The sequence below is a fragment of the Dermacoccus sp. NHGro5 genome (assembly GCF_017565385.1).
Lineage (GTDB): Bacteria > Actinomycetota > Actinomycetes > Actinomycetales > Dermatophilaceae > Dermacoccus > Dermacoccus nishinomiyaensis.
The window spans coordinates 43,230-66,113 of record NZ_JAGEKQ010000006.1 but is presented as its reverse complement, the minus strand read 5'-3'; the positions used below and the strand labels follow the sequence as shown (position 1 = coordinate 66,113).

Genomic DNA, 22,884 nt, shown 5'->3' with positions numbered 1-22,884 from the left:
ATGAACAACTCCACCACGACCCTCGCGGACGTCACGCGAATCCTCGACGGCTTCTACCCGCCGTCGACGGCTCAGTCGTGGGATGCCGTCGGCCTCGTCACCGGCGACCCGGAGCAGCCGATCGAACGTGTCCTGTTCGCCGTCGACCCGGCGATGAGCGTCATCGACGAAGCCGTCACCGGCGGTTACGACCTGCTCGTCACGCATCACCCGCTGCTCATGCGCGGGGTCAAGTCGGTCGCGACGACGTCAGGCAAGGGGCGCGCGGTGACAGCGCTCGTCGTCGGCGACATCGCCCTGTACGCGGCGCACACGAACGCCGACGTGGCCACACCCGGCGTCAACGACGCGCTCGCGGCCGCATGCGGCCTGCAGGACGTCGAACCCCTGGTCGAGAGCGAGGGGCAGCCGCTGGGCCGCGTCGGTGACCTGCCTCAGAGCATGACGCTGCGCGCCTTCTGCGAACGCCTCGCCGCGGCGCTACCACCCGCCCCCGTCGGCCTGCGCGTCAGCGGAGAGGCCGAGGCGAGCGTCCAGCGCGTCGCGGTGCTCGGCGGCGCCGGTGACGGCGAGTTCGGCGCGGCACGACGCGCGGGGGCGGACGTCTACGTCACCGCCGACCTGCGTCATCATCCCGCCATCGAGGCGCGCGAGGAGGACGACCCGGCGGCGCCGATGTTCCTCGTCGACGCCGGACACTGGGCTACCGAATGGTTGTGGCTGCAGCACGCCTGCGAGCGTCTCGTGAAGGCCGTGCGCGAGAGCGGCGGCGACATCGAGGTGCACGTCTCGACGACGTGCACCGACCCCTGGAATTTCCTCGTGCCCACGAATGAAGGAGAGATGCAGTGAAGGCAGAACTTCAGCAGCAGTGGAGGCTGCTCGACCTGCAGAAGCTCGACACCCGCCTCGACCAGATCGATCACCGTCTCGCGAACCTGCCGCAGGCGAAGGAGCTCGCGGAGCTGACGAAGAAGGCGGACACCGCGACGGAGGAGATGATTCTCGCGCAGACGGCCGTCATGGACGTCGAGCGTGAGATCGCGCGCAGCGAGGCCGACGTGCAGCAGGTGCGCGACCGCATGGCCCGCAACGAGAAGCGCCTCGCCTCGGGTGAGGGCAGCGCGAAGGATCTGCAGGCGCTGCAGCACGAGACGGACACGCTCGCTCGCCGTCAAGTCGTCCTCGAGGACGCCGAGCTCGAGATCATGGAGCGCGCCGAGGGCCTGCGCGAGCGGCTGACGGCGTTCACGACGGTCGCCGACGAGGCCGAGGCCAAGGTCAAGCAGCTCAAGGCGGAGATGGGCGAGGCAGCCAAGGAGCTCGAGACCGAGCGCGCCGAGGTGCAGCGCAAGCGCGACGACATGGCCCCGTCGTTCGCCGCCGACCTGCTCGCGGAATACGACGGCATCCGGGCCCGCAGCGGTGTCGCCGCGGCGGCGCTGCACGGTCGTCGCTGCCTCGGTTGCGGCCTCGAACTCAACCACTCGGATCTGCAGCGCATTCGCTCGAGCGCCGCCGACCAGGTCGTCTACTGCGACGAGTGCGGACGCATCCTCGTGCGCACGGCCGAATCCGACCTCTGACCGGGCAGAGAGTACAGCGCTCGGCGCGTCGCCTCGCGGTGACGGCGCCGGGCGCTGTTCGTCGTCCGAAATGCCTGTGGGCGAAGGAGATTCATCATGACGCGACGTCTCATCGTCGAAGCTGACGGCGGTTCGCGCGGCAACCCCGGCGTCGCCGGGTACGGCAGCCTCGTGCGCGACGCGGACACCGGTGCGCTGCTCGCCGAACGCGCCGCGCCGCTCGGCAAGGAGTCGAACAACGTCGCCGAGTACACCGGCCTCATCGAGGGGCTGCGGGCCGTCGTCGATCATGCCCCGGGCGCTGCCGTGACGGTGCGGATGGACTCGAAGCTCGTCGTCGAGCAGATGTCGGGCCGCTGGAAGATCAAGCATGAGGACATGAAACGCCTCGCCGCCGAGGCCCAGGCGCTCGCGGCGGAGATCTCGAGCGCGGGCGGCGCCGTCACGTACGAGTGGATCCCGCGTGCCAAGAACAAGGACGCCGACAAGCTGTCCAACGACGGCATGGACGGCGTCACCGTGCGACGCGACACATGGGGTGACGACGTCGAGCGCGCGTCGCAGGGTGGTGGTGGCGAGCGCACTGACGGTGCTGGTGCTGACGTGGACGGCGCCAGTAGCGCGGGCGCGGGTGCGGGCGACCCGAACGGTGGGGGCGAAGTGGGCGGCGAGGTCGTCGTTGAGCCCGACGAGAAGCCGAGGGGGCCGGCGGATCTCGGACGGCCGACGCGCATCGTCCTCGTGCGCCACGGCGTCACCGACTTCACGACGAGGGGGCTGCTCGACGGTCGCGGTGGCGCGGACCCGTCGCTCAGCACCGAGGGTCGCGATCAGGCACGCCGCGTCGCGGGCGCGCTCGACGGGCTCGTCGGTGACAGCGACGTGCACGTCGTGACGTCGTCGCTCGCCCGTGGGGTCGAGACAGGCACGCTGATCGCCGAACGTCTCGGGGTGACGCCGCGGGTCGACGCCGACTGGGACGAGCAGGCCTTCGGCGAGTGGGACGGGTTGTCGTTCAAGGAGATCCGCGCCAAGGACGCGGCGGGACTGTCGAAGCTGCGTCACGAACCGACTCACCGCGCGCCGGGCGGCGAGACGCGCGACGAGCTCGACGAGCGCGTCGCTGCAGCCCTCGGTCGGGCGGTGGAACGCGGCGGTGTCGTCATCATCGTGACGCACCGCATCGTCATCATGTCGGTGCTCGCCAAGGTGCTCGATCTGAGCATGGACGGCGCGTGGCGCGTTGCGGCGGCCCCGGCGTCGCTGACCGGCATCGAGGTGTGGCGCGACGGCAACGCGCAGGTCGCGTTCACGAACGACACGCATCACCTGCGGGGCTGACAGAGCCTCAGAGCCTCCGATGCAGGCGTCAAGGGGCGTGCGCCGGCGTCCAAGGCGGGTCGTCCGGTGCGCGGACGATCATCCATCCTGTGTGGCGAGCGGCGCCGAAGATCCATAAGTTGCAGTTATGGATATTCAGCGCGGGCAAGAAGACTGGCGACCCGACACCCTCGCGGTGCGCAGCGGCCTCGCGCGCAGCGGTTTCGAGGAGACGGCGGAGGCGCTGTACCTGACGTCGGGGTTCGTCTACGACTCCGCCGAGGCCGCCGAGGCCGCGTTCTCGGGTGAGAGCGACCGGTTCGTCTACAGCCGATACGGCAACCCGACAACGGCGATGCTGCAGGAGCGGCTCGCCGCTCTCGAGGGAGCCGAGGCGTGCACGGCGACGGCGTCCGGCATGTCGGCGGTGTTCACGGCCCTGGCCGCGCTGCTGGGGGCGGGCGACCGCGTCGTCGCCTCACGCGGGTTGTTCGGCTCGTGCTTCGTCATCCTCGACGAGATCCTGCCGCGCTGGGGCGTCGAGACGGTCTTCGTCGACGGGCCTGACCTCGAACAGTGGCGCCAGGCGCTGTCGCAGCCGACGACGGCGGTGTTCTTCGAGTCGCCGAGCAACCCGATGCAGGAACTCGTCGACATGCGCGCCGTCAGCGACCTCGCCCATGCGGCCGGGGCGCAGGTCGTCGTCGACAACGTCTTCGGCACGCCTGTGTTCAGCCGGCCGCTCGACCACGGCGCCGACGTCGTCGTCTACTCCGCGACCAAGCACATCGACGGGCAGGGACGCGTGCTCGGTGGCGCCATCCTCGGCAGGCGCGAGTTCATCGACGGGCCGGTGCAGAACCTCGTGCGCCACACCGGCCCGACGATGTCGGCGTTCAACGCGTGGGTGCTGCTCAAGGGCCTGGAGACGCTGCGGCTACGCGTCGAGGCGCAGGCGGCGACAGCGCTGACGCTGGCCGAGGTGCTCGAGGCACATCCGAAGGTGTCACGTGTCGTGCATCCGTTCCTCGTCTCGCACCCGCAGCACGAGCTCGCGAAACGTCAGATGAGCGGTGGCGGCTCGGTCGTGACGTTCCAGATCGACGGTGACAAGGCGGAGGCGTTCGCCCTGATGAACGCGCTGCGCATCGTCGACATCTCCAACAATCTCGGCGATTCCAAGTCGATGATCACCCACCCCGCGACGACGACGCATCGTCGGATGGGTGCCGACGCGCGGGCCGCGATCGGCATCACGGACGGCACACTGCGCCTGTCGGTCGGGCTCGAGGATGCGGGTGATCTGGTCGACGACGTCCGTCAGGCGCTGCAGGTCGCTCTCGGCTGACGGGGGTCGCCGGCGCCATGCGTCATGCTTTTGGGGCCAGCAGGTCAAGCAGCTACGGGCCAGTAGCTCATCGCGTCAGGGCGAGGACGGCAAGAGCCGCGGCGGTCGTGATGAACGTCGTCGATCCGGTGAGCAGCAGGTGACGGCGCCAGGACACGGTGACGCCCTCGCGGCGCAGGCGCTCGCGCCACAGCAGCGTCGCCACCGACCCCCACCACGTCAGCCCACTTGCGACGTTGGCGCCGATGAGCAGGGCGAGCACACGCGTCGCGTCGTGGGCGGCGGGTTCGAGGGCGAGGTAGGCGGGCAGGTTGTTCGTCGCGTTGGCGAGGCCCGCGCCACTGAGCGTGAGGGCCCAGGCGGGCGCGTCGTCGAGCGTCCGGACGAGCGGGTCGAGCGCGCCGGACCCATGCAGCACCGCGACGGCGACGAACAGGGCCGTCGTGATGAGCAGGCTGCGCCACGGCAGGGTGATCTCGCGGAGACGCTCAGGGGTGAGCAGTGCGAGAGCGAGGACGCAGCACAGCGCCGCGACGCCGGCCGTCATCCACGGTTCGACGACGAGGATCGCCGCGCACATGAGCAGGGTGATGACGGCGACGCTTCGACGCGCGGATCTTTGCTGCGGCAGTGGTGCTGACGCCGATGTGTCATCGGGCGCCGTGGTGCACGGTGACCGCCGCCCAGGGCGATCGTGCCCGTCGAATGGCCGGAATGCGGGGCGCCAGATGACGGCGGCGCACAGGAGCGGCACGAGCGTCGTCGTCAGTGCGACGGGCCACGCCAGCGCGAGGAAGCCGAGGCTGCTCGTGGTGTCCAGGTGCCCGCGCGCCAGCAGGTTGGTGAGATTGGAGACGGGCAGCCACAGCGAGGCCATGTTCGCGAGCCACAGCGTCGGGAAGGCGAACATCGCGACCGGCGCCCGCAGTCGACGCGCGACGACGACGGCCGCGCTCGTCATGAGCACGGCAGTCGTGTCGAGGCCGAGCAGGGCGGTGACGACGCCGGTGGTGAGCAGGAACAGCAGCCACGTCGCGGGCACGTGACCGCGCCCCACAGTGACGAGACGCCGGGCCAGGTCGTCGAAGACGCCTGCGGCGGAGCAGCATTCGGCGACGATCGTCAGCGCCAGAAGAAACGCGAGAACGCCCGGCACCCGGGCGAGCAAGTCGAGCGCTTCATGCATGAGAACACCGCGTCGTGCACCTGGTGTGGGCAGTCGTCATCGGGCCGTGGCGTCGAGGATCCACGGTTTCGTCGCGCTCTTGGGCGCGGTGAGGGCGACGTCGAACGTCTCGGCGAGCTGCTCGGCGAGGGCTGCCGGCGTGCGCGGGTCACGCGGGTCGGTGACGAGGGCGCGCGTGACGAGGCCACGCGTGTGCTTCGCCATGTGAGTCGCCCCGGGCACCCGGATGTGCACCCAGCGTTTCGCAAGGTCGCCGGATGGCGCCCACGACGCGGCGTACGTCGATGATCGACAGTCGATGACGAGGCCGCGCCCGGCGGCCTCGGTCAAGGGCGCGTCGAGCAGTGGCTTCCAGAAGCTCGCGAGCGGGCCGATGCCCGGCAGGTTGACGGCCATCGACAGCCGGTAGGGAGCGACCGCGTCGCGCAGACGCACGGCTCCGTAGAGGGCGGAGGAGATGACGACGCGCCGCCCGGCACGTGTCTTGTCCGCCCCGGTGAGCGAGGCGAGATCGAGCGCGTCGTAGAGCACGCCGGTGTAGAGCGACGACGCGGGCAGGGCGGGTGCCGTCGTCAGGCGCGTGTTGCGGGCGATGTCGTCGGTGAGGTTGGGGGAGACGCCGAGGGCGGACGCAGCGTCGGGGCGAGCGCTCACCGCCGTCAGGGCGTTGATGACATTGCGGCGCGCGTCGTTCAGTTCGGGGTTGCTCAGCGAGTCGAGGTTCATGGCGCGCCCGCGGGCACGCGTCGCCTTGGTCTCCGACGGCGGCAGAAGGATGATCACCGGCACAGGGTAGTGGGCGAGGCGCTCGGTCACCCGCCGGCGCTGAGTCGCTCGCTTTCGCGCGCGGTGGGGGCAGCCGCGTCGCGTGCCGGTGTGGAACGGGCCATGCCGAGGCGCTCGCCGCGTAGGCTCGGGCCATGCCGAGCACACGCATCCTGCTGCAGAACACCGACGCCTCCGGCGAGCTCGCGCGCTCGTTCGAGGCCCTGCGCGCCGAGAACGAGCTGGCCACCGACTACCCGGCCGACGCCGTGGCCGACGCTCTCGACGCGCTCGCGCACGTCGAGAAACCGGAGCGCGACGAAACGTCCGTGCCGTTCTTCACGATCGACCCGGCCGGTTCGATGGACCTCGATCAGGCCATGCACCTGGAGCGTGACGGCGACGGTTTCCACGTGCGCTACGCCATCGCGGATGTGCCGCTGTACGTGCGTCCCGGCGGCGCTCTCGACGCCGAGACGCGCCGTCGTGGGCAGACGATCTACATGCCCGACATGCGGATTCCGTTGCACCCCGAGGAACTCAGTGAAGGTGCGGCGAGCCTGCTCGAGGGGCAGATCTGCTCGGCGTTCGTGTGGGACATGCATCTCGACGCACGCGGCGAGGTGACGTCGGCGAGTTTGTACCGCGCGCAGGTCCGCAGCGTCGAACGGCTCGACTACACGCAGGTGCAGGGGAATGTCGATGGCGGGGGCGCGACGGGCGGCGCCGTCGACGAGCGCTTCGCGCTGCTGCGTCAGATCGGTGAGTTACGCGCGCAGCTGGAGATCGAGCGTGGTGGCGCGTCGCTGCCGATGCCCGAGCAGGAGGTGAGCGAGCCGAGCCCCGGCGACTACGAGGTGCACTTCCGCCCACCCGTACCGAGCGAGGACTGGAACGCGCAGATTTCCCTCATGACGGGCATGGTGGCGGCGCGGATGATGCTCGACGCCGGCATCGGCATCCTGCGCACTATGCCGAAGGCCGACGAGCGCGACGTCGCGCGGTTCCGCCTGCAGGCGAAAGCGCTAGGCGTGGCATGGGCCGAGGACCAGACGTACGGCGCGTTCCTGCGCTCCCTCGATCGTGATGACCCGCACCATCTCGCGCTCGTCCACGAGGCCGTCGGGCTGTTCCGCGGTGCCGCGTACACGCCGTTCGACCGCGACAACCCGGCCATCGCGACGCCCGAGATCACCGAGCAGGCCGCCGTCGCGGCGCCGTACGCGCACGTCACTGCGCCGCTGCGGCGGCTCGTCGACCGCTTCGGGCTCGTCATCTGCGAGGCCGTCTCCAACGGACGCGAGGTACCGGCTTGGGCGCGCGAGGCGCTCGTCGAGCTGCCCGAGATCATGAAGCGCACCGACTCGCTGGCGCGCAAGATCGACCGCGCGTGCGTCGACCGCGTCGAGGCGGCCGCGCTGTCGTCCGACGTCGGGGAGACGTTCGCGGCGTTCGTCGTCGAGGACGGAGACCACGGCCACGGCAAGGGCGAGCCGACGATCCAGCTCGTCGACCACGCCGTTGTCGCGACGGTGAAGGTCGGTGACGCTGCGGCCCCTGCGCTCGGTGAGGCGTGTGAGGTGACGTTGACGGGCGCCGACATCGCGACGGGGAAGCTGACGTTCGCCCTCGCGTGAGGTACTGACGCCTCGCTGCGTCACATCGTGCTGGGTGCGTCAGGCGTGACCGACTCGGGCGGCATCATGTGACGCAGCTGGGTCGTCGCCCGTCATGGGCCGGTCGGATGCGTCGGCACCCGCAGGCAAAGGTAAGCTTGCGCGCGGATGAGTCGGCCGGGCGGTCGCGTCGAGAGTTCGCTCTCGCCGAGGAAAGTCCGGGCTCCACAGGGCAGGGTGATGGCTAACAGCCACCCGGGGCGACCCGCGGGAAAGTGCCACAGAGAACAGACCGCCACGCTCATGAGCGCGGCAAGGGTGAAACGGTGGTGCAAGAGACCACCAGCGCCCCAGGCGACTGGGGCGGCTCGGTAAACCCCACCCGGAGCAAGATCAGACAGCATGCGTCGAAGCGGCCCGCTGAGCATGTGGGTAGATCGCTCGAGCCCTGCAGCAATGCAGGGCCTAGATGGATGATCGCCGAAGCGATGCCAGCAATGGCGCGCGGAACACAACCCGGCTTATAGGCCGACTCATCCCCCGAACATCGCGGGCGCCAGCCCGCAACAGCAGGCCGGAAGGCGCCATCCGGCAGGAGTGGCGCCTTCCTGCCTGTCGCGATCGTGGGGCCGTCAGTGCGTCGCCGCGCTGCTGCACATGTTGAGCAGCAGCGTGAGCACGATCGAGGCGATGACCGAGAACAGGATCATGCCGAGACACCCGGGCAGGCCCCCGACGGGACGGATCTGGACGCGAGGACGTTCGTTCATGGCCTGAAAAGTACACGGTGAGCGCACGGGGCGCTCCCACCCCCAGGGGTGCCCCGTTTGCTTCACCGCCCGTCCCACATCGACGATACTGGCGCGATGACGACACGCATGACGGCCGTGCTCACCGGGCAGGTGCTCAGCTGGCTGGGTGATGCCTTCCAGGTGGTGGCATTGCCCGTGGCGATCGTCGTGGCGGGCGGTAGCGCCGGGCAGATGGCCGCGGCCATCACCGCGACGACGGTGGCACGCCTCGTGTTCACGTTGTTCGGTGGGGTCTGGGCGGATCGGGTGCAGCCACGCATCGTCATGGCCGCCTCGGACGCGGTGCGCGCAGCGTGCGGGCTCGTCCTCGCCTGCTGCTTCTGGGCCGGCGCATGGTCGACGCCGGTCATCGTCGGATGCGCCTTCGTCACCGCGGCTGCCGGTGCGTTCTACGGGCCTGCGTTCATGACGTGGCGGCGCGCCGTGGTGCCGGCGGGGGCGCGTCGGCGCACGAACGGGACCATCACGAGCCTGCGTCAGCTCATGCTCATGTTGGGCCCGGTGCTCGGGGCAGCCGTCGTCGGGTTCGCCGGCGCGGGAGTCGGCTTCGCCGTCAACGCGGCGACGTTCGTCGTCTCCCTGGGGGCGGTGCTCGTCTGGGCGGGTCAGGTCGACACGACGGCGAGCGAGCTCACGGAAGCGGGCGAGGGCACCGAAGTGGATGAGAGCTTCGGCGAGCAACTCGTCGCCGGGTGGCGCGCGGTGCGCTCGCGCTCGTGGCTGCTCTTCGGCTTGCTCGCGGCCGGTTTCTACCACATCGGCAACGGCGCGATCCTCGTGCTGGCACCCTTGCTCGTCGCCAGAGAGGCGGGTGGCGCCCACGCCGTCGGCATCGTCGCCGCCGCCGAGGGGCTCGGTGGGTTTGTCGGCGCAGCTCTCGGGTCGCGCATCCACCTGCGACGTCCGCTCTTCAGCGGGTGGGCGCCGCTGCTGCTCATGCCGTTGTGGGCCTTCAGCTTCGCGGTCTTTCACTCGGTGTGGCCGATCGCGGTGCTCGCCGCCGTCGGATACGCGGGTCTGCTCTTCTACGACGTGCATTGGGAGACGGCCATTCAGCAGGCTGTGCCCGGCGAGCTGCAGGGCCGCGTGCATTCCTGGGACATCCTCATGTCCTTCGTCGCGCTACCGCTCGGTTCGGTGCTCGCCGCACCCCTTGCCCAGACGTTCGGCGCCCGCCAGGTCATTGCCGTCGCCGCGTGCTTCCTTCTCATCGCGAGTGTCGTGCCCTTGTTCATCCGCAGCATGCGCGAGTTCACCCTCGAACCGTCGCAGACGGACCAGCCCGCCCCATCCCGGTGACGCATCGTGTGCTCGATGCGGCCCGGGTGAGGCCGGCCTGCGCAGGCTCCGCCGTCACCAACTCGTGTGGCGCGGGCGCCCTTCGTCGTAGCCCGAGGCGCTCTGCACACCCACGCGGGCACGTTCGTGGAACTCGTCGATCGTCTTTGCGCCCGCGTAGGTGAACGAGCTGCGCACGCCGGCGATGATCGAGTCCATGAGGTCTTCGACACCCGGCCGCTGCGGGTCGAGGTACATGCGCGAGGACGAGATGCCCTCCTCGAACAGCGCCGAACGTGCACGCTCGAACGCACCCTGCGATGACGTGCGGCCACGCACGGCACGAGCCGACGCCATGCCGAACGACTCCTTGTAGAGGCGCCCGTCGGCGTCGCGGTTGAGGTCGCCGGGCGACTCCCAGGTGCCAGCGAACCACGACCCGATCATGACGCTCGCGCCCCCGGCCGCGAGGGCGAGCGCGACGTCACGCGGATACTTGACGCCGCCGTCAGCCCAGACGTGAGCGCCGAGTTCGCGCGCGGCGGCTGCGCATTCGAGCACCGCGCTGAACTGCGGGCGCCCGACACCCGTCATCATGCGGGTCGTGCACATCGCTCCCGGCCCGACGCCGACCTTCACGATATCGGCGCCCGCTTCGACGAGGTCACGGGCACCGTCGGCAGTGACGACGTTGCCCGCCGCGATGGGGATGCGGCGCCCCGAGGACGTCTCGTGAGCGTCACGGGCTGCCCGCACGACGCCGAGCGCGTCGATCATCTTCTCCTGATGCCCGTGGGCGGTGTCGACGACGAGGACGTCGGCACCCGATTCGAGCATCGTCGTCGCCTTGCCCTCGACGTCACCGTTGATGCCGATGGCGACGCCGATCGACAGCTTGCCGTCGGGGTCGAGCGCGGGGGAGTAGATCGTGGAGCGCAGGATGCCGCGTTTCGTCAGGACACCGACGAGGGCGCCGCCCGCCTCGACGACGACGGCGATGTCGCGGTGCGTACGCTCGAGCAGGTCGAACGTGTCGTGCAGGTCGGCTCCGGATTCCACGGTCGTGATGTCGCGCGTCATGACGTCGGCGATGACGCTGAAGCGGTCGACCTCGAGGCAGTGCGCCTCGCTCACGAGGCCGAGGGGGCGGCGGTCGTCGTCGATGACGACGGCGACGCGGTGTGCGCGTTTGCCGAGCAGCGCGAGCACGTCGCTGACGGGGGCGTCCGGCGCGATCGTCACCGGCGTCTCGTAGGTCGGGTGGCTCGCCTTCACTTGCCGGATGGTCTCCTGAACGGCTGCGATCGGAATGTCCTGCGGCAGGACGGCGACCGCGCCGCGCCGGGCGACCGTCTCGGCCATGCGGCGACCCGAGATCGCCGTCATGTTTGCGACGACGAGCGGGATCGTCGTGCCGACCCCGTCGTTCGTCGTGAGGTCGACATCGAGACGGCTCGTGACGCGCGAGCGCGACGGCACCATGAAGACGTCGTTGTACGTGAGGTCGTAGGCCGTTTTTCCGGTGATGAGTTCCACGTCACTCACCCTAGGCTGACGCGCCGACAACCGCGGAATTGCGGGGTCTTTCTTGTTCGAGGCGGCCTTCGCCCGAATGCCCGAACGGATGCCTGCCCGGCGTCGTGTGGGGCCGGCAGCTGGCCACACGGCCCGCCGCGACCGTCCCGAGCAGACGCGGGGGCGGCGGCGGGCCTACGGTTGAGGCATGAAGCTCACGCATCACGGTCACTCCTGTATCGAACTCGACGCCGGCGGCGTTCGCGTGCTGTTCGACCCCGGCACGTTCAGCTCGTTCGACGACGTCAAGGGCGTCGACGCGATCGTCGTCACGCACCAGCACGCCGACCATCTCGACCCCGACGCCATCGACAGCCTGCGGGCCGAGAACCCTGATGCGGTGTGGTTCGCCGAGCCGCAGACGGCACAGTTGCTCGCGGACAAGGGCGTCGAGGCCACCGCGACGAAGGCCGGCGAGACGTACGACGTCGCGGGCGTCACGCTCGAGGGCGTCGGTTCGACGCACGCCGAGATCCACCCCTACATCCCGCGCGTCGGCAACGTAGGCATCGTCGTGAGCGCGCCGGGTGAGCCGCGCGTCTTCCATCCCGGTGACTCGCTCGAGGGGCGCCCCGAGAACATCGATCTTCTGTGTGTGCCGCTCGCCGCGCCGTGGTCGGCCGTCAAGGAGACCATTGCCTTCGTCCGCGCCGTCGCGCCGCAGCACGTCGTGCCGATCCACGACCAGATCATCGCCCCCGCCGCGCGCGGCATCTTCCTGAACCATGTCGCCGACTTCGGCCGCGACGGCGGCGTCGACGTCATCGATGTGCCCGTCGGCGACAGCGTCGAATTGTCCGCTTGACCCGCCCGGGATGACGCGGGTGGTGCGATCGGCGGCAGGCCGCTTCAGTGCTGCCAATGACGCCGTGTGCGGACACGTGCTGAATGAATGGGAGCCGCTAGCTGGGCTCCCGGCAGCGCTGGGCGGGGGGATCAGGCTGTCGACGCACAAGAGTGCAGCCGACGGCGCCCGCTCGGTGGGATAGTCCCCGGCGAGTGCCCGACAGGCGTGGCCGCCGACGCGACGTGTCGCGGTTGGGGCGTCGGGCTTTGTGGGGTGTCGGCGCCTGCCGATAACCTGGGCGCATGACGCTCTCGGTGACTTCGTGCCACGACCGCGACGAGTGGGATGCCCTCGTCAACTCCTCCGGCGGCCACCCGCTGCAGTTGTGGGGTTGGGGCGAGCTGAAGTCGCAGTACGAGTGGTCGGCCGACCGCGTCGTCGTGCGTGACGGTGACGACGTCGTCGGCTCGGCGCAGGTGTTGCTGCGCCGCCTGCCGGCCCCGTTCAAGTCGCTCGCCTACGTGCCGCGTGGCCCGCAGGCCGCCGAGGCAGACCGCGCGCGTGTCGTCGCGGCGCTCGCGCAGCACGTCAAGAACACGCACGGCCCGATCGGCCTGACGATCGAGCCCGACTGGGAGGCGCCGTTCGCGCCGCTCGAGAAGGGCGCGTCCGACGACGAGATCGCGTCCCTCGTCGCGCGGCCGACGTCCGGGTGGCTCGCCGACGTCGAGGCTGCGGGGTACGTGCGCAGTGACAACACGGGGCTCATCCCGCACACGCTGATCGTCGACGTCACTCGTGACGAGGACACGATCATGAAGGAGCTGAGCAGCTCCACCCGTCAGAACGTGCGCAAGTCGTTCAAGGCCGAGAACGTCCGGTTCGGTCTCGTCACCGAGCAGGCCGATCTCGATCAGGTGCTCGCGATCAACAAGGAGACGGCGAAGCGCGCGAACTTCGCAGTCCACTCCGACCTCTACCACGAGCAGATCCGCGACTTCATGGGCCCCGCCTCGCAGCTCATCGCGGCGTGGGAGGGCGACGAGGTCGTCGCGTTCGTGTGGCTCGTGGTCTCCGGCAAGACCGCGTTCGAGCTGTACGGCGGCGTCAGCCCGCGTGGCATGAAGCTGCGCCTCAACTATGGCCTCAAGTTCTGGGCGATGACGCACGTCAAGGCGCAGGGCGTCGAACGTTATGACTTCAACGGGCTCCTCAATGACGGCATCAGCGACTTCAAGCGCCAGTTCGCCAAGCACGAGGACATGCTCGTCGGCACGTACGACAAGTCGCTCTCGCCGATGTTCCCCGTTTTCGCGACGGCCCTGCCCGTGGTGCGCTCGACGCTCAAGCGCGGCGTGCCCGCGGCGAAGAAGACGGCTGTGTCGCTCAAGAACGACCCGAAGGGGACGCTCGTCGGCGCCGCAGCGGGCGCCCGCTCCAAGGCATCTGACGTTCGCGCCAAGCGCGCTGACGCAGCGTGGCACCGCCTCGACTGACGCCGACCTGACCCGCGACGACCCGCCTGATGTCCCATCGGGCGGGTCGTCGGTTATTCGACGTGTGGCGAGCCGGAGTTTGCGCGGCGGTCGACTGCCTGTTCTGCGCATGCCTTGTCCTGCGCGGCCGAACGCCGCCGCTCCTTGCCGGTCGTCGGGGCTGGCCGCGGCGGGGGCCAGCTGGCTGACCCTCGCGTCGGACGGCGAGGAGCGCTCGTTCGGCTCAGTTCACTGATTCGGCGCCTGCCGGCGATCGTCATCACGGCAACCGGCATTGGCTGACTGACTTCCTCGGCGCGTACGACGGCGGTTGCCACCGAGCGACTTGTCGACTCGTGTGCCCTGCCACGTCGCTTCCGCTCGACCCACCTCGAGGCCGAACGGCGACGTCGCCATCGGCTGCCCAGAAGCCTCAAGATCGCCTGCCGGGCGTTGCCGCTGATTTCGCGAGGCCGTCCGCCACGATGCGGGAAGCGGCGAAGCCTCGCGCGCGTGATTTCCGCGGCCCACTATGCCGCGTGGAAGCGCGGCGCGGCCTTTTCGATGTGACAGCCCGGGTAGGTGAGCCACAGGTGGAGTGTCGTGCTGACGCGGCTGTTCTCCAGTGCGAGGTCGAGAAGCGCCTTGACGCGCAGCGATCCGGCCGGGGGAGCCGCTCCGGGCGGGCTGTTCTCGCGCAACGACCGCGCGCGTTCCTCGATGACGGCGTCGAGCGCCACCGCGTCGCCCGTGTCGAGGGTGACGTGCAGTTGCGTCAACGCGTCGAAATCGAGGTGCGGAGTGAACCAGACGGCGTGTTCACGGGCGGTCTCATCAGGGTCGCGCGGTTTCGCGAGACCCTGCCGGTGGAGCAGGGTGAGCGCCCGCGCATGTGCCGCGTCGGCTCCGAGGCGGTGGGCGCCGGCCTTCGTCAGGTCGGCCTCGATGCCGGACGCGACCTCGGGCTCGAGGTGCTGCAGCTCGTGCAGGATGGCGCGCACCGCAGGCATGCGCGCGTCAGCGTGTGCAGCTGCTCGAGCGACCGCGGGTGCGGCTGCGTAGTGCGGCGACGTCATCGGACATCGCCGCGACCGTACCGGGTTGCATCCCGAGCACCGCAGCGAGGTGGGCGGGGGCGAACTCGCCTGGCCCGAGCGGGTACGACTCGTCAGCACGTGCGAAGCGTTCGAACTCAAGATGATCCTGAGCCCGCACCGTGTCGTGATGAGCATGTGCGGTGAGGTCGACGACGGTCTGCGCCATCCGGGTGACCATGCGCGCCGCCTCTACCGCTCGCTCGAGGTCGCGGCGGGTCGCCGCGAGGGTTGCGCACTGGTCGTCGAGGGTCACGCCGTCGCCCGCATCGGACGTCAGCGCGGAACCGCTCGCGAGCGCCCGGTCTGCCGCCACGCGCGTCAGTGCCTGCCATGTCTCGACGAGTTCGTCGCCGGGCAGGCAGGTGAGCGCCTCGAGGCTCTCCCGCACGATGCTGTCCATGCTGCATTATCGCACATATGTTCGAATGGCGGAAGATTGTTGCACGCCGGGTTGACCGGTCGAAGCCGGGCTGGTCCGTACCTTTGCGAGAAACCCCCAGCGGATCGGCTGCCCCTCGCCAGCCATGGTGCCGTGCAGCGACCCCAGCAATGCCGAGCGCAGCGTGCCTATGACTGAGTCAACGTCCGCTGTCGGTCACGGGGTGGCCCGTCCTGCCGCCGACCCTATTGCGCCGAGGAAACGCCACGCGTCATCGCACGGTCAGGCCCACCGGAGGTTCACGAAATGCGCCCGGTCGCCAGCACGGCGCGAGCATCGAAGGTCAGCGTCCCCTCGGCACACATCGTGCGGGCCGTCTCGAAGAAGAGCTCCCGCATCCGGGCCCTCACCTCGGCTGATTGAGCAAGGTACGTCATGCCCGGCGTCGCCACGCCGGCCGTGATGCCCGCCCACAGGTCCTCGGGCGTCACCGTCCACGTCCAGCTGATGTCGGTGGATCGGACATCGTCGAGCCCGCCGCGGCGAAGAGGGAACCGAGGCCCCGGCGGGTTCGCTCGAAGTCCTGATAGGCAGGTAGGGACTGGTCAGGCAGCGGCGTCAGATCGGGGCAGGAGAGCACCTCGCGGAGCAAGGGGCCGAATCCTGCGCCACCGGCGGGCCAGATCGTCGCCGCCACGATCCCGTCACGACGGCAGACGCGGGACAGCTCGCGCATCGACGCGCACGGCGCCTCGACGTGATTGATGACGAAATTGGCCGTCACGATGTCGAAGCTGCCGGAGCAGAAAGGGAGTTCAGGCAGCGCTGCTTTCAGAGTGGCCACGTGGGGTGCCGAAGAGCGGGTGAGTTCGCACATCGTCGCGTCCGCGTCGCACGCGACGACCGCACGACCGTTCTCTGACGCGGCAGCGGCCAAGCGACCGTCGCCGCACCCGACGTCGAGATGGCGCAGACGTCGTCGCTGTGGCCGCGCTGGTCATTCGTTGCGGCCAGGAGCGGCCCGGTGGCGCCCGCGCAAGCCCGTGCAAACGATCGGCGGTAGCCCTCCGCGACGTCGGCCCAGTCCCTCATCGCCCGGCGGGCGTGCAGATGCAGTGACGGTTGCCGTCGGCGTCCTCGACGACCCAGAACGACGGGGCGTGGGCGTCGCTGACGAGGCGGCCGCCGGCATCGAGAACGGCTGCCAGCCGCTGCTCGGCGGCCTCCGCCGCCACCCAGACGTCGAAGTGCCAACGCTGCTCGTGATCCGCCGGCGGGAGCTGGGAATCGTCGGCCGCATCGCCATCGGGGGAGTCCGCATCATCCGGGGCCTGCCACCACACCGTCGGCGTCTGGCCGCTCGGGTCGACGGGCTCACCGTCACGCAGCGGCGCAGCGAAGAGCGCCGAGTAGAACGGAGCGACCTCGTCCGCGTGTGCAGTGTCGAGCCCCGGATCGATCTGGGTGAGACCGGCCACGTCCGGTTCGAGGCCCAGGTGCGCCGCGTGCTCGGCGCTCAACCTCGCCATCCGTAGATCGCGGCTCGTGATGCCGCGGACGTCATGGCTGACGAGGCTGACGATGACGTCCGCGTACGTCAGGGTGACGTCGGGATGGTGATCCCACCGTTCCGCCGACTCGCCGATGAGGTTCACGAGCCGCAACCCCGTCGCGAAGTCGCCAGTGCGGTAGCGCGCCCGCAGTGACCCCATGATCTGCGCCCACCCGGCCGGGGTCTGCGCGGCCACCTCCGCCGCCGTCAGGGTGCGCATCGGATCGGGCCGCCCACCGGGACGCTGCGTCATGTCGTCGCTCATGGCTCCAGTCGACCACACCCGCGCCCGTGCTGGGAGCGTGTCGGTCGCCTCGGTTCCGCGGTGCCCAGCACCGCGGGCGACTGCGTGAGGTGCAGCGTCGGCTCCCACGCTTGAGCGCCGGAACTGCCAGCAGCTCCTCGAGCACGTGGCTCGGTTCCACCCCGCGATGCGCCTCACGCACCCACGACGTCGTCGCCCCGTCCCGCCGCCTCACCCCCGCCGGTCGCGCGCAGACGTCGGTTCGTCGATGCCTTCGCGCAACAGCGGGTCGATACGGTAGGGGATGACGCGGCGCAGGTAGACGCTCGTGCGGGTTCGGGTGACGCCGGGGCACAGGCGGATCTCCTCGCTGACGCGATAGAGGTCGTCAGGGTCGCGCGCGACGACGCGCACGAGCAGGTCCGTCTCGCCGGCCGGCGCGAAGCACTCGAGCACCTCGGGGATTTGCGCCAACCCGTCGATCGCGCCCGAGATGTCGTGCTGATCCAGCTCGACCGCCACCATCGCGCTCATGGGCCGTCCGAGCGTCGCCGGGTCGACGCGCGCACTGTTGAGTCGCAGGATGCCGCGCTCGCGAAACCGCTCCAGCCGCGCGTGCACCGTGCCGCGCGCCAGGCCGCAACGCTGCGCGAGCGCCATCGTCGTCATACGCGGGTCCTCGTCGAGAGCGAGCAGGAGCAGCCGATCCGTCTCGTCGAGCTGCGGCGGTGAGGTCGGGCGCGGCGACCCAGATGACGTCGCGGTCGCGGACGTCGTCGCCGTGCGTGGCCCCGTGTCTGTTTGTCGAGCTGCGCCGCGTCGGGCGTGGGAGCGTCGATCCATGATCATCCTCGTTCCAGTCGTGACGCGTGCTCAGCGCACCGCATCCATGGCCTGAAGCACAGTCCAGTGCGCTGCCCCGCGCAGGTCGCACGAGCAGTTCACGTCCACCCGAGCCTGACGCCGGAAGGGCCCGGTGCCTGCTGACCTGGGCGTCGTGGCCAAGCAACGACGCATGACGCCCCGCCACCTTGATCATAGTGACCAATCAAGGCCGTGGGTGTTGCGCAGCATGATCGACATTGCAAGAGTTGAGGCATCGCGTTCGACGCGCTCACCACCCCGAGTGCGCGAACCGGCAGGTGACTCGGAGCCCCACCACGGCCCGAACAGCCGCGCACCACCACCCTGGGTGAGCACGCCACGAAGCGACCGAGGCCGGCTCCCGCACACTGCGGGAAGCCGGCCTCGTCGTCATCGGGCGAGTTCTCGGGCGCGCCTGGTCGCAGGTGACGGCCGAGCAGTGGCCGCTACTTCACGTGCCGATCGTGCGCGAGGCGCGCTGCGCCGACGATGCCGGCGGCGTTCTCGAGCTTGGCGGGCACGATGGGCGTGCGGATGTCGAGCAGTGGCAGGAACTTCTCGGCCTTCTTCGACACGCCACCGCCGACGACGAACAGGTCGGGCCACAGCAGGTTCTCCAGCGAGGTGTAGTACTTCGTGAGTCGCTTGGCCCACTTGCCGTACGACAGTTCCTCGCGCTCCTTCGCCGAGTGAGCGGCCCGCGTCTCGGCGTCGTGGCCCTCGACCTCGATGTGGCCGAGCTCAGAGTTCGGTACGAGCACACCGTCGTTGATGACGGCGGTGCCGATGCCGGTGCCGAGCGTCGTGACGAGCACGAGCCCGTCCGTGTCCTTCGCCGCGCCGTAGAAGTTCTCTGCAATGCCGGCCGCGTCGGCGTCGTTGACCACGAGCACGTCGCGCCCGATATGCGCCGAGATGAGCTCTTCGGCGTTCGTCCCGATCCACGCCTTGTCGATGTTCGCGGCCGTACGCACGACGCCGTGCTGCACGACGCCGGGAATCGTCACGCCGATCGGTTCGTCGCCGATCATGTCGGCGAAGTGCTCGACGATCTGGGCGATGACGTCCGCGACAGCGTCAGGCGAGGCACCCGCGGGCGTCTCGAAACGGATGCGCTCCGAAGCGAACGCGCCCTTGTCGAGGTCGACGGGGGCACCCTTGATGCCGGTTCCGCCGACGTCGATGCCGAGGGGATAGGACGTGCGGGTCATGCTCGGGCTCCTTGATCAACTGCAGGGGAATCGCACTGCACGGGACGGGGCCACCGACATCTCGCGTGCGGCGACGAACTCGTCGACAGCCTAACCGCGCGGCCCGTCAGCCCTCGTGCGCAGGCGCTGGGCCTGCAGGAACGTCAGTCGACGCTGGTGAGGATCTGCGGGCCCGTCTCGGTGATGACGAGGGTGTTCTCGAACTGCGCCGAACGCGAGCCGTCGGCCGTCACGACCGTCCAGCCGTCGTCCCAGGTCGGGGCCGACTCGCCCGAACCCAGGTTGAGCATGGGCTCGACCGTGAAGACCATGCCCACCTCGATGACGTCGTCGTAGTGGGGCGCCGCGTCGTAATGCGGGATGATGAGGCCGTTGTGGAACTCGGTGCCGATGCCGTGGCCCGTGTAGTCACGCACGACGCCGTAGCCGAACCGCTTCGCGTACTGCTCGATGACACGGCCGATGACGTTGACCTGCCGCCCCGGCTTCGCGGCGCGGATGCCGCGCATCATCGCCTCCTTCGTGCGTTCGACGAGCAGGCGCGACTCGTCGTCGACGTCGCCGCACAGGTACGTCGCGCAGTTGTCGCCGTGCACGCCGTCCTTGTAGGCCGTGACGTCGAGCTTCACGATGTCGCCGTCCTCGAGCACCGTCGAGTCGGGGATGCCGTGGCAGATGACCTCGTTGACGCTCGTGCACAGCGACTTCGGGAAGCCGAGGTAGTCGAGCGTCGAGGGGTAGGCGCCGTGGTCGAGCATGTACTCGTGAGCGATGCGGTCGAGCTCGTCGGTCGTGACACCGGGGGCGACGGCCTTGCCCGCCTCCTCCATCGCGCCCGCGGCGATGCGCCCGGCGACGCGCAGGCGTTCGATCGTCTCCGCGTCCTTGACGTACGACTCGAAGCCCTCGCGCGCCTCGTCGCGCCCGACGTACTCGGGGCGGGCGATCTTCTGAGGCACGCTGCGGCGCGGGCTGATCGTGCCCGCGGTGATCGTGCGGCCGGACGTGGTCGTGGAGCGCGTCGTCGTCATAGGGTTGAGTCTAGAGGCCGGGTCCGACAGGGCTCGGCGCCCGCACAAGACGCGCCCGCAGGCGCGAGGAGGTGAGCCGTCATGGCCTACTGGTACAACGTCAACACCGGTGCCGTGGAGCAGGGGGAGGAGACCAACGCCAAGAGCGACATGCTCGGCCCCTACGCCACCGAGGCCGCGGCGCGCGACGCCATCGAATCCGCGCACAAGCGCAGCGAGGAGTGGGACGCTGAAGAGCGTCGTTTCAACGGCGACGACTGACGCACCCATCCACGCGCGACGGGCCGCATCCCACGAGGGATGCGGCCCGTCGTCATGATCTGGCGCGGCGTGATGCGGCTGATCCGACGCGCATCTGGCCAGGAATGTCACCGTTGCCTGCCGGGTAGGGCCGCCCATGAGCCCCACGTGAGACGCTGACGCGCCCCACGCCATCGACGCATAGCATCGCAATGCAACGACGGGTGCGAAGGAGGGGAGCACAGGTGAGCGAGCTCGGGTTCGATCTGCGGCGGCTCGCGATCCCCGCCTATGGCCCGACGCTGCTGTTCGGTGCCGCTGAGGGCGCCATCCTGCCCGTCATCCCCTCGACGGCCGTGGCGCGCGGCGCGTCGGTGGCGCTCGCGGCTTTCGTCGCGATGCTCATCGGGCTCGGCTCGCTCGTGTCGAACATCCCCGCCTCACTCATCACGCAGCGCCTCGGCGAACGTCGCGCGCTCGTGCTCGCGGGCGTCGTCACGGCCGCGGGATGCCTGCTGTGCCTCGCGCCGAGCCTCGTCGCGCTCATGCTCGGTGTCGTCATCATCGGCATGGCGTCGTCGGTCTACATGCTCGCGCGCCAGAAGTACCTGACGGAGGCCGTCCCGCCCACGCACCGGGCGCGCGCGTTGTCGCTGCTCGGCGGCGTGGGTCGCATCGGCATGTTCGTCGGCCCCCTCGTCGGCGCCGCCCTCATCGGAGTGTTCGGCGGGCGTTCCGTCTTCGTCCTCGCCATCGTCTTCCTCGCGCTCGCGACGTGGTGCGCGCTGCTCATGGAGGATGTCGAGCGGGCCGGAACCGGGCCCGTCGAACGGGTCTCCACCCGCACCGTCGCACGCTCGTTCGCGCGCGTGCTGCTGACGGTCGGGCTCGGCGTCCTGCTCGTGTCGGCCGTGCGCGCGACACGGCAGGTCGTCATCCCGCTGTGGTGCACGCACATCGGCCTCGACGAGCAGTCGACGAGCGCCATCTACGGGATCGCGGGCGGCATCGACATGCTCGTGTTCTACCCGGCCGGCAAGGTCATGGACGTGCGGGGGCGCGCCGCCGTCGCCGTACCGTCGATGCTCATCATGGCCGCAGCCCTCGTCGCGCTGCCGTTCGCCCACACCTTCGCCGCGGTGCTCGCCGCGAGCTGCGCGCTCGGGTTCGGCAACGGCATCGGCTCTGGCATGGTGATGACGCTCGGCGCCGACTTCTCGCCCGACGTCGGACGCGCGCCGTTCCTCGGCCTGTGGCGCCAGCTCAGTGACACCGGTTCGACGATCGGGCCGCTCGCCCTGTCCGGCATGACGGCGCTCGCCGGCCTGAGCGCCGCCGTCGTCGTGAACGCGATCTTCGGCGTCCTCGCCGCCGCGATGCTCGCCTACTGGCCCGCCAAGCTCATGCGCGCCGGATGGGGTGCCGCCCGGCCCGAACCTGACGCCGCCGACTCAACACCCTCACACCAGCGCTGACATACCCGATCCTCTCGCGTCCCGCGCGAACGACGAGCGCGGGCGTCAGCTCTCGAAGCTGTGCTCGGGCGCCGGGAACGTGCCGGAGGCGACGTCTTCGCGGTAGGTGCGCGCCGCGTCGAGCAGCACGCTGCGCACGTCGGCGAACTTCTTGGCGAAGCGCGGATAGCGGCCGTCACGCAGGCCGGCGAAGTCGGTCCACACGAGCACCTGACCGTCGCATCCGGCGCCGGCGCCGATGCCGATCGTCGGCACGCGCAGCGCGTCCGTCACCTGCTGCGCGACGGGCGCCGGCACCATCTCCATGAGCACGCAGAAAGCCCCCGCGTCCTGCAGCGCCCGCGCCTCGGCGACCATGCGCTCGGCGTCGTCGCCGCGGCCCTGGACTCGGTACCCGCCGAGCGTGTGCTCGCTCTGCGGCGTGAACCCGATGTGCGCGATGACGGGGATGCCGCCGCGCACGAGATGCTCGACGGTGGGCGCCATGTGCGCCCCGCCCTCGAGCTTGACCGCGTGAGCGCGCCCTTCCTTCATGAGTCGCGCGGCGCTCGCGAACGCCTGCTGCGGCGATTCCTGGTAGCTGCCGAACGGCAGATCCGCGACGACGAGGGCGTGCTGCGCAGCGCCGCTGACGGCACGCACGAGGGGGATGAGTTCGTCGAGGGTGACGGGCAGCGTCGTGTCGTAACCGAGCACGTTGTTGCCCGCCGAGTCGCCGACGAGGAGCGTCTCGATGCCGGCCTCGTCGAAGATCTCGGCCGTGTACATGTCGTAGGAGGTGAGCATCGAGAAACGCTCACCGCGCTCCTTCAACTGCTGCAGCGTGACGGTGCGGATGCGCTTGCGTTCGGCGGTGCGGTACGGGGCGGCCTCTTCACTCATGGCTCCAGCGTAATCAGCAGCCGTTGGAGCCGTTCCCATCCGCTGGCGGGGGCGGATCGTGATAGCACCCTTCGTTACGCAAATGTTGTAAGCGACATCACCGTTCGCTGAGGGGAGGCTGGGTATCTTCACAGTGTTCACGTGCTGGACGTGGGCGCCCT

23 protein-coding genes and 1 other RNA gene are annotated in these 22,884 nt (G+C 69.8%); 11 read left to right on the top strand and 13 right to left on the bottom strand.

The genetic code is table 11. The features are described 5' to 3' along the window. The 4 genes from J4Z35_RS02915 (at position 1) to J4Z35_RS02900 (ending at position 4,254) form a co-directional block, all read left to right on the top strand. Entirely contained in the window at positions 1-852 is an 852-nt protein-coding gene (locus J4Z35_RS02915) for a Nif3-like dinuclear metal center hexameric protein (RefSeq protein ID WP_006944158.1), read from the top strand. Then, positions 849-1,586 carry a C4-type zinc ribbon domain-containing protein gene (locus tag J4Z35_RS02910; protein WP_006944179.1) on the top strand — a complete coding sequence of 246 codons (738 nt, stop codon included), beginning with the start codon at positions 849-851 and terminating at the stop codon, positions 1,584-1,586. The genes J4Z35_RS02915 and J4Z35_RS02910 overlap by 4 nt, the downstream gene beginning before the upstream one ends. 96 nt (positions 1,587-1,682) lie before the next feature. Beyond that, positions 1,683-2,927: a bifunctional RNase H/acid phosphatase gene (locus J4Z35_RS02905; protein ID WP_006944214.1), complete on the top strand. Its 1,245-nt coding sequence runs from the start codon at positions 1,683-1,685 to the stop codon at positions 2,925-2,927. Positions 2,928-3,054: 127 nt separating this feature from the next. Further along, a complete protein-coding gene (locus J4Z35_RS02900; RefSeq protein WP_006944272.1) occupies positions 3,055-4,254 on the top strand; it encodes an O-succinylhomoserine sulfhydrylase in 1,200 nt (399 codons plus the stop codon). Between the two features lie 67 nt (positions 4,255-4,321). Here the strand turns inward: J4Z35_RS02900 and J4Z35_RS02895 are convergent, their stop codons facing one another. Beyond that, on the bottom strand, positions 4,322-5,440 hold the full coding sequence (locus tag J4Z35_RS02895) for an SLC13 family permease (RefSeq protein ID WP_006944251.1): 1,119 nt from the start codon (positions 5,438-5,440) through the stop codon (positions 4,322-4,324). A gap of 36 nt (positions 5,441-5,476) precedes the next feature. After that, the gene (locus J4Z35_RS02890; protein WP_040014418.1) at positions 5,477-6,223 is read right to left on the bottom strand and encodes a peroxide stress protein YaaA; all 747 of its coding nucleotides are present in this window, start codon (positions 6,221-6,223) and stop codon (positions 5,477-5,479) included. Between the two features lie 137 nt (positions 6,224-6,360). On the opposite strand from J4Z35_RS02890, the gene J4Z35_RS02885 reads away from it, so the two are divergent. Continuing rightward, positions 6,361-7,842: an RNB domain-containing ribonuclease gene (locus J4Z35_RS02885; RefSeq protein WP_006944174.1), complete on the top strand. Its 1,482-nt coding sequence runs from the start codon at positions 6,361-6,363 to the stop codon at positions 7,840-7,842. Positions 7,843-7,990: 148 nt separating this feature from the next. Then, an RNA gene (rnpB, locus tag J4Z35_RS02880) (RNase P RNA component class A) lies at positions 7,991-8,361 on the top strand. Positions 8,362-8,453: 92 nt separating this feature from the next. On the opposite strand, the gene J4Z35_RS02875 is transcribed toward rnpB, so the two are convergent. Next, positions 8,454-8,591, bottom strand: coding sequence for a hypothetical protein (locus J4Z35_RS02875; protein ID WP_006944181.1), 138 nt, complete (start codon positions 8,589-8,591; stop codon positions 8,454-8,456). A gap of 96 nt (positions 8,592-8,687) precedes the next feature. Here J4Z35_RS02875 and J4Z35_RS02870 point away from each other — a divergent pair, with 96 nt between their 5' ends. Further along, positions 8,688-9,932 carry an MFS transporter gene (locus J4Z35_RS02870; RefSeq protein WP_006944282.1) on the top strand — a complete coding sequence of 415 codons (1,245 nt, stop codon included), beginning with the start codon at positions 8,688-8,690 and terminating at the stop codon, positions 9,930-9,932. 54 nt (positions 9,933-9,986) lie between these two features. On the opposite strand, the gene J4Z35_RS02865 is transcribed toward J4Z35_RS02870, so the two are convergent. Further along, positions 9,987-11,447 carry a GuaB1 family IMP dehydrogenase-related protein gene (locus J4Z35_RS02865; RefSeq protein ID WP_006944164.1) on the bottom strand — a complete coding sequence of 487 codons (1,461 nt, stop codon included), beginning with the start codon at positions 11,445-11,447 and terminating at the stop codon, positions 9,987-9,989. 187 nt (positions 11,448-11,634) lie between these two features. On the opposite strand from J4Z35_RS02865, the gene J4Z35_RS02860 reads away from it, so the two are divergent. Together J4Z35_RS02860 and J4Z35_RS02855 are read left to right on the top strand one after the other, a co-directional pair. Further along, a complete protein-coding gene (locus tag J4Z35_RS02860) occupies positions 11,635-12,291 on the top strand; it encodes an MBL fold metallo-hydrolase (protein WP_006944258.1) in 657 nt (218 codons plus the stop codon). Between the two features lie 284 nt (positions 12,292-12,575). Next, complete coding sequence (locus tag J4Z35_RS02855) at positions 12,576-13,769, top strand: peptidoglycan bridge formation glycyltransferase FemA/FemB family protein (protein ID WP_040014395.1); 1,194 nt, start codon at positions 12,576-12,578, stop codon at positions 13,767-13,769. 509 nt (positions 13,770-14,278) lie between these two features. Here the strand turns inward: J4Z35_RS02855 and J4Z35_RS02850 are convergent. The 8 genes from J4Z35_RS02850 to map all read right to left on the bottom strand — a co-directional run bounded on the left by J4Z35_RS02850 (position 14,279) and on the right by map (position 20,126). Beyond that, positions 14,279-14,758 (bottom strand): hypothetical protein, encoded by a 480-nt coding sequence (locus tag J4Z35_RS02850; protein WP_038568605.1) that lies wholly within the window; start codon positions 14,756-14,758, stop codon positions 14,279-14,281. Positions 14,759-14,765: 7 nt separating this feature from the next. Further along, the gene (locus tag J4Z35_RS02845; protein ID WP_074040719.1) at positions 14,766-15,245 is read right to left on the bottom strand and encodes a hypothetical protein; all 480 of its coding nucleotides are present in this window, start codon (positions 15,243-15,245) and stop codon (positions 14,766-14,768) included. A gap of 278 nt (positions 15,246-15,523) precedes the next feature. Then, entirely contained in the window at positions 15,524-15,715 is a 192-nt protein-coding gene (locus tag J4Z35_RS02840) for a hypothetical protein (protein WP_006944248.1), read from the bottom strand. Then, the gene (locus J4Z35_RS02835) at positions 15,712-16,197 is read right to left on the bottom strand and encodes a class I SAM-dependent methyltransferase (RefSeq protein WP_083603942.1); all 486 of its coding nucleotides are present in this window, start codon (positions 16,195-16,197) and stop codon (positions 15,712-15,714) included. The genes J4Z35_RS02840 and J4Z35_RS02835 overlap by 4 nt, the downstream gene beginning before the upstream one ends. Positions 16,198-16,312: 115 nt before the next feature. Further along, positions 16,313-17,041: a 4a-hydroxytetrahydrobiopterin dehydratase gene (locus J4Z35_RS02830; RefSeq protein WP_006944193.1), complete on the bottom strand. Its 729-nt coding sequence runs from the start codon at positions 17,039-17,041 to the stop codon at positions 16,313-16,315. Between the two features lie 210 nt (positions 17,042-17,251). Beyond that, positions 17,252-17,863 carry an Lrp/AsnC family transcriptional regulator gene (locus J4Z35_RS02825; RefSeq protein ID WP_006944270.1) on the bottom strand — a complete coding sequence of 204 codons (612 nt, stop codon included), beginning with the start codon at positions 17,861-17,863 and terminating at the stop codon, positions 17,252-17,254. 467 nt (positions 17,864-18,330) lie between these two features. Next, the gene (ppgK, locus tag J4Z35_RS02820; RefSeq protein WP_006944296.1) at positions 18,331-19,095 is read right to left on the bottom strand and encodes a polyphosphate--glucose phosphotransferase; all 765 of its coding nucleotides are present in this window, start codon (positions 19,093-19,095) and stop codon (positions 18,331-18,333) included. A 143-nt stretch (positions 19,096-19,238) separates the two neighbouring features. Next, complete coding sequence (gene map / locus J4Z35_RS02815; RefSeq protein WP_038568602.1) at positions 19,239-20,126, bottom strand: type I methionyl aminopeptidase; 888 nt, start codon at positions 20,124-20,126, stop codon at positions 19,239-19,241. Positions 20,127-20,207: 81 nt separating this feature from the next. On the opposite strand from map, the gene J4Z35_RS02810 reads away from it, so the two are divergent. Beyond that, positions 20,208-20,387 (top strand): hypothetical protein, encoded by a 180-nt coding sequence (locus tag J4Z35_RS02810; protein WP_006944217.1) that lies wholly within the window; start codon positions 20,208-20,210, stop codon positions 20,385-20,387. 224 nt (positions 20,388-20,611) lie between these two features. Continuing rightward, complete coding sequence (locus tag J4Z35_RS02805; RefSeq protein ID WP_237723735.1) at positions 20,612-21,841, top strand: MFS transporter; 1,230 nt, start codon at positions 20,612-20,614, stop codon at positions 21,839-21,841. Positions 21,842-21,886: 45 nt separating this feature from the next. Here J4Z35_RS02805 and panB read toward each other — a convergent pair whose 3' ends face one another. Further along, a complete protein-coding gene (gene panB / locus J4Z35_RS02800; RefSeq protein ID WP_050786456.1) occupies positions 21,887-22,723 on the bottom strand; it encodes a 3-methyl-2-oxobutanoate hydroxymethyltransferase in 837 nt (278 codons plus the stop codon). Positions 22,724-22,884: the final 161 nt, after the last annotated feature.

Coding starts and splice junctions, on each gene's coding strand:
- J4Z35_RS02915 (WP_006944158.1), top strand. CDS start 1: ATGAACAACTCCACCACGACCCTCGCGGACGTCACGCGAATCCTCGAC.
- J4Z35_RS02905 (WP_006944214.1), top strand. CDS start 1,683: ATGACGCGACGTCTCATCGTCGAAGCTGACGGCGGTTCGCGCGGCAAC.
- J4Z35_RS02900 (WP_006944272.1), top strand. CDS start 3,055: ATGGATATTCAGCGCGGGCAAGAAGACTGGCGACCCGACACCCTCGCG.
- J4Z35_RS02895 (WP_006944251.1), bottom strand. CDS start 5,440: ATGCATGAAGCGCTCGACTTGCTCGCCCGGGTGCCGGGCGTTCTCGCG.
- J4Z35_RS02885 (WP_006944174.1), top strand. CDS start 6,361: ATGCCGAGCACACGCATCCTGCTGCAGAACACCGACGCCTCCGGCGAG.
- J4Z35_RS02875 (WP_006944181.1), bottom strand. CDS start 8,591: ATGAACGAACGTCCTCGCGTCCAGATCCGTCCCGTCGGGGGCCTGCCC.
- J4Z35_RS02870 (WP_006944282.1), top strand. CDS start 8,688: ATGACGACACGCATGACGGCCGTGCTCACCGGGCAGGTGCTCAGCTGG.
- J4Z35_RS02860 (WP_006944258.1), top strand. CDS start 11,635: ATGAAGCTCACGCATCACGGTCACTCCTGTATCGAACTCGACGCCGGC.
- J4Z35_RS02855 (WP_040014395.1), top strand. CDS start 12,576: ATGACGCTCTCGGTGACTTCGTGCCACGACCGCGACGAGTGGGATGCC.
- J4Z35_RS02850 (WP_038568605.1), bottom strand. CDS start 14,758: ATGCCTGCGGTGCGCGCCATCCTGCACGAGCTGCAGCACCTCGAGCCC.
- J4Z35_RS02845 (WP_074040719.1), bottom strand. CDS start 15,245: ATGGACAGCATCGTGCGGGAGAGCCTCGAGGCGCTCACCTGCCTGCCC.
- J4Z35_RS02830 (WP_006944193.1), bottom strand. CDS start 17,041: ATGAGCGACGACATGACGCAGCGTCCCGGTGGGCGGCCCGATCCGATG.
- J4Z35_RS02825 (WP_006944270.1), bottom strand. CDS start 17,863: ATGGATCGACGCTCCCACGCCCGACGCGGCGCAGCTCGACAAACAGAC.
- ppgK (WP_006944296.1), bottom strand. CDS start 19,095: ATGACCCGCACGTCCTATCCCCTCGGCATCGACGTCGGCGGAACCGGC.
- map (WP_038568602.1), bottom strand. CDS start 20,126: ATGACGACGACGCGCTCCACGACCACGTCCGGCCGCACGATCACCGCG.
- J4Z35_RS02810 (WP_006944217.1), top strand. CDS start 20,208: ATGGCCTACTGGTACAACGTCAACACCGGTGCCGTGGAGCAGGGGGAG.
- panB (WP_050786456.1), bottom strand. CDS start 22,723: ATGAGTGAAGAGGCCGCCCCGTACCGCACCGCCGAACGCAAGCGCATC.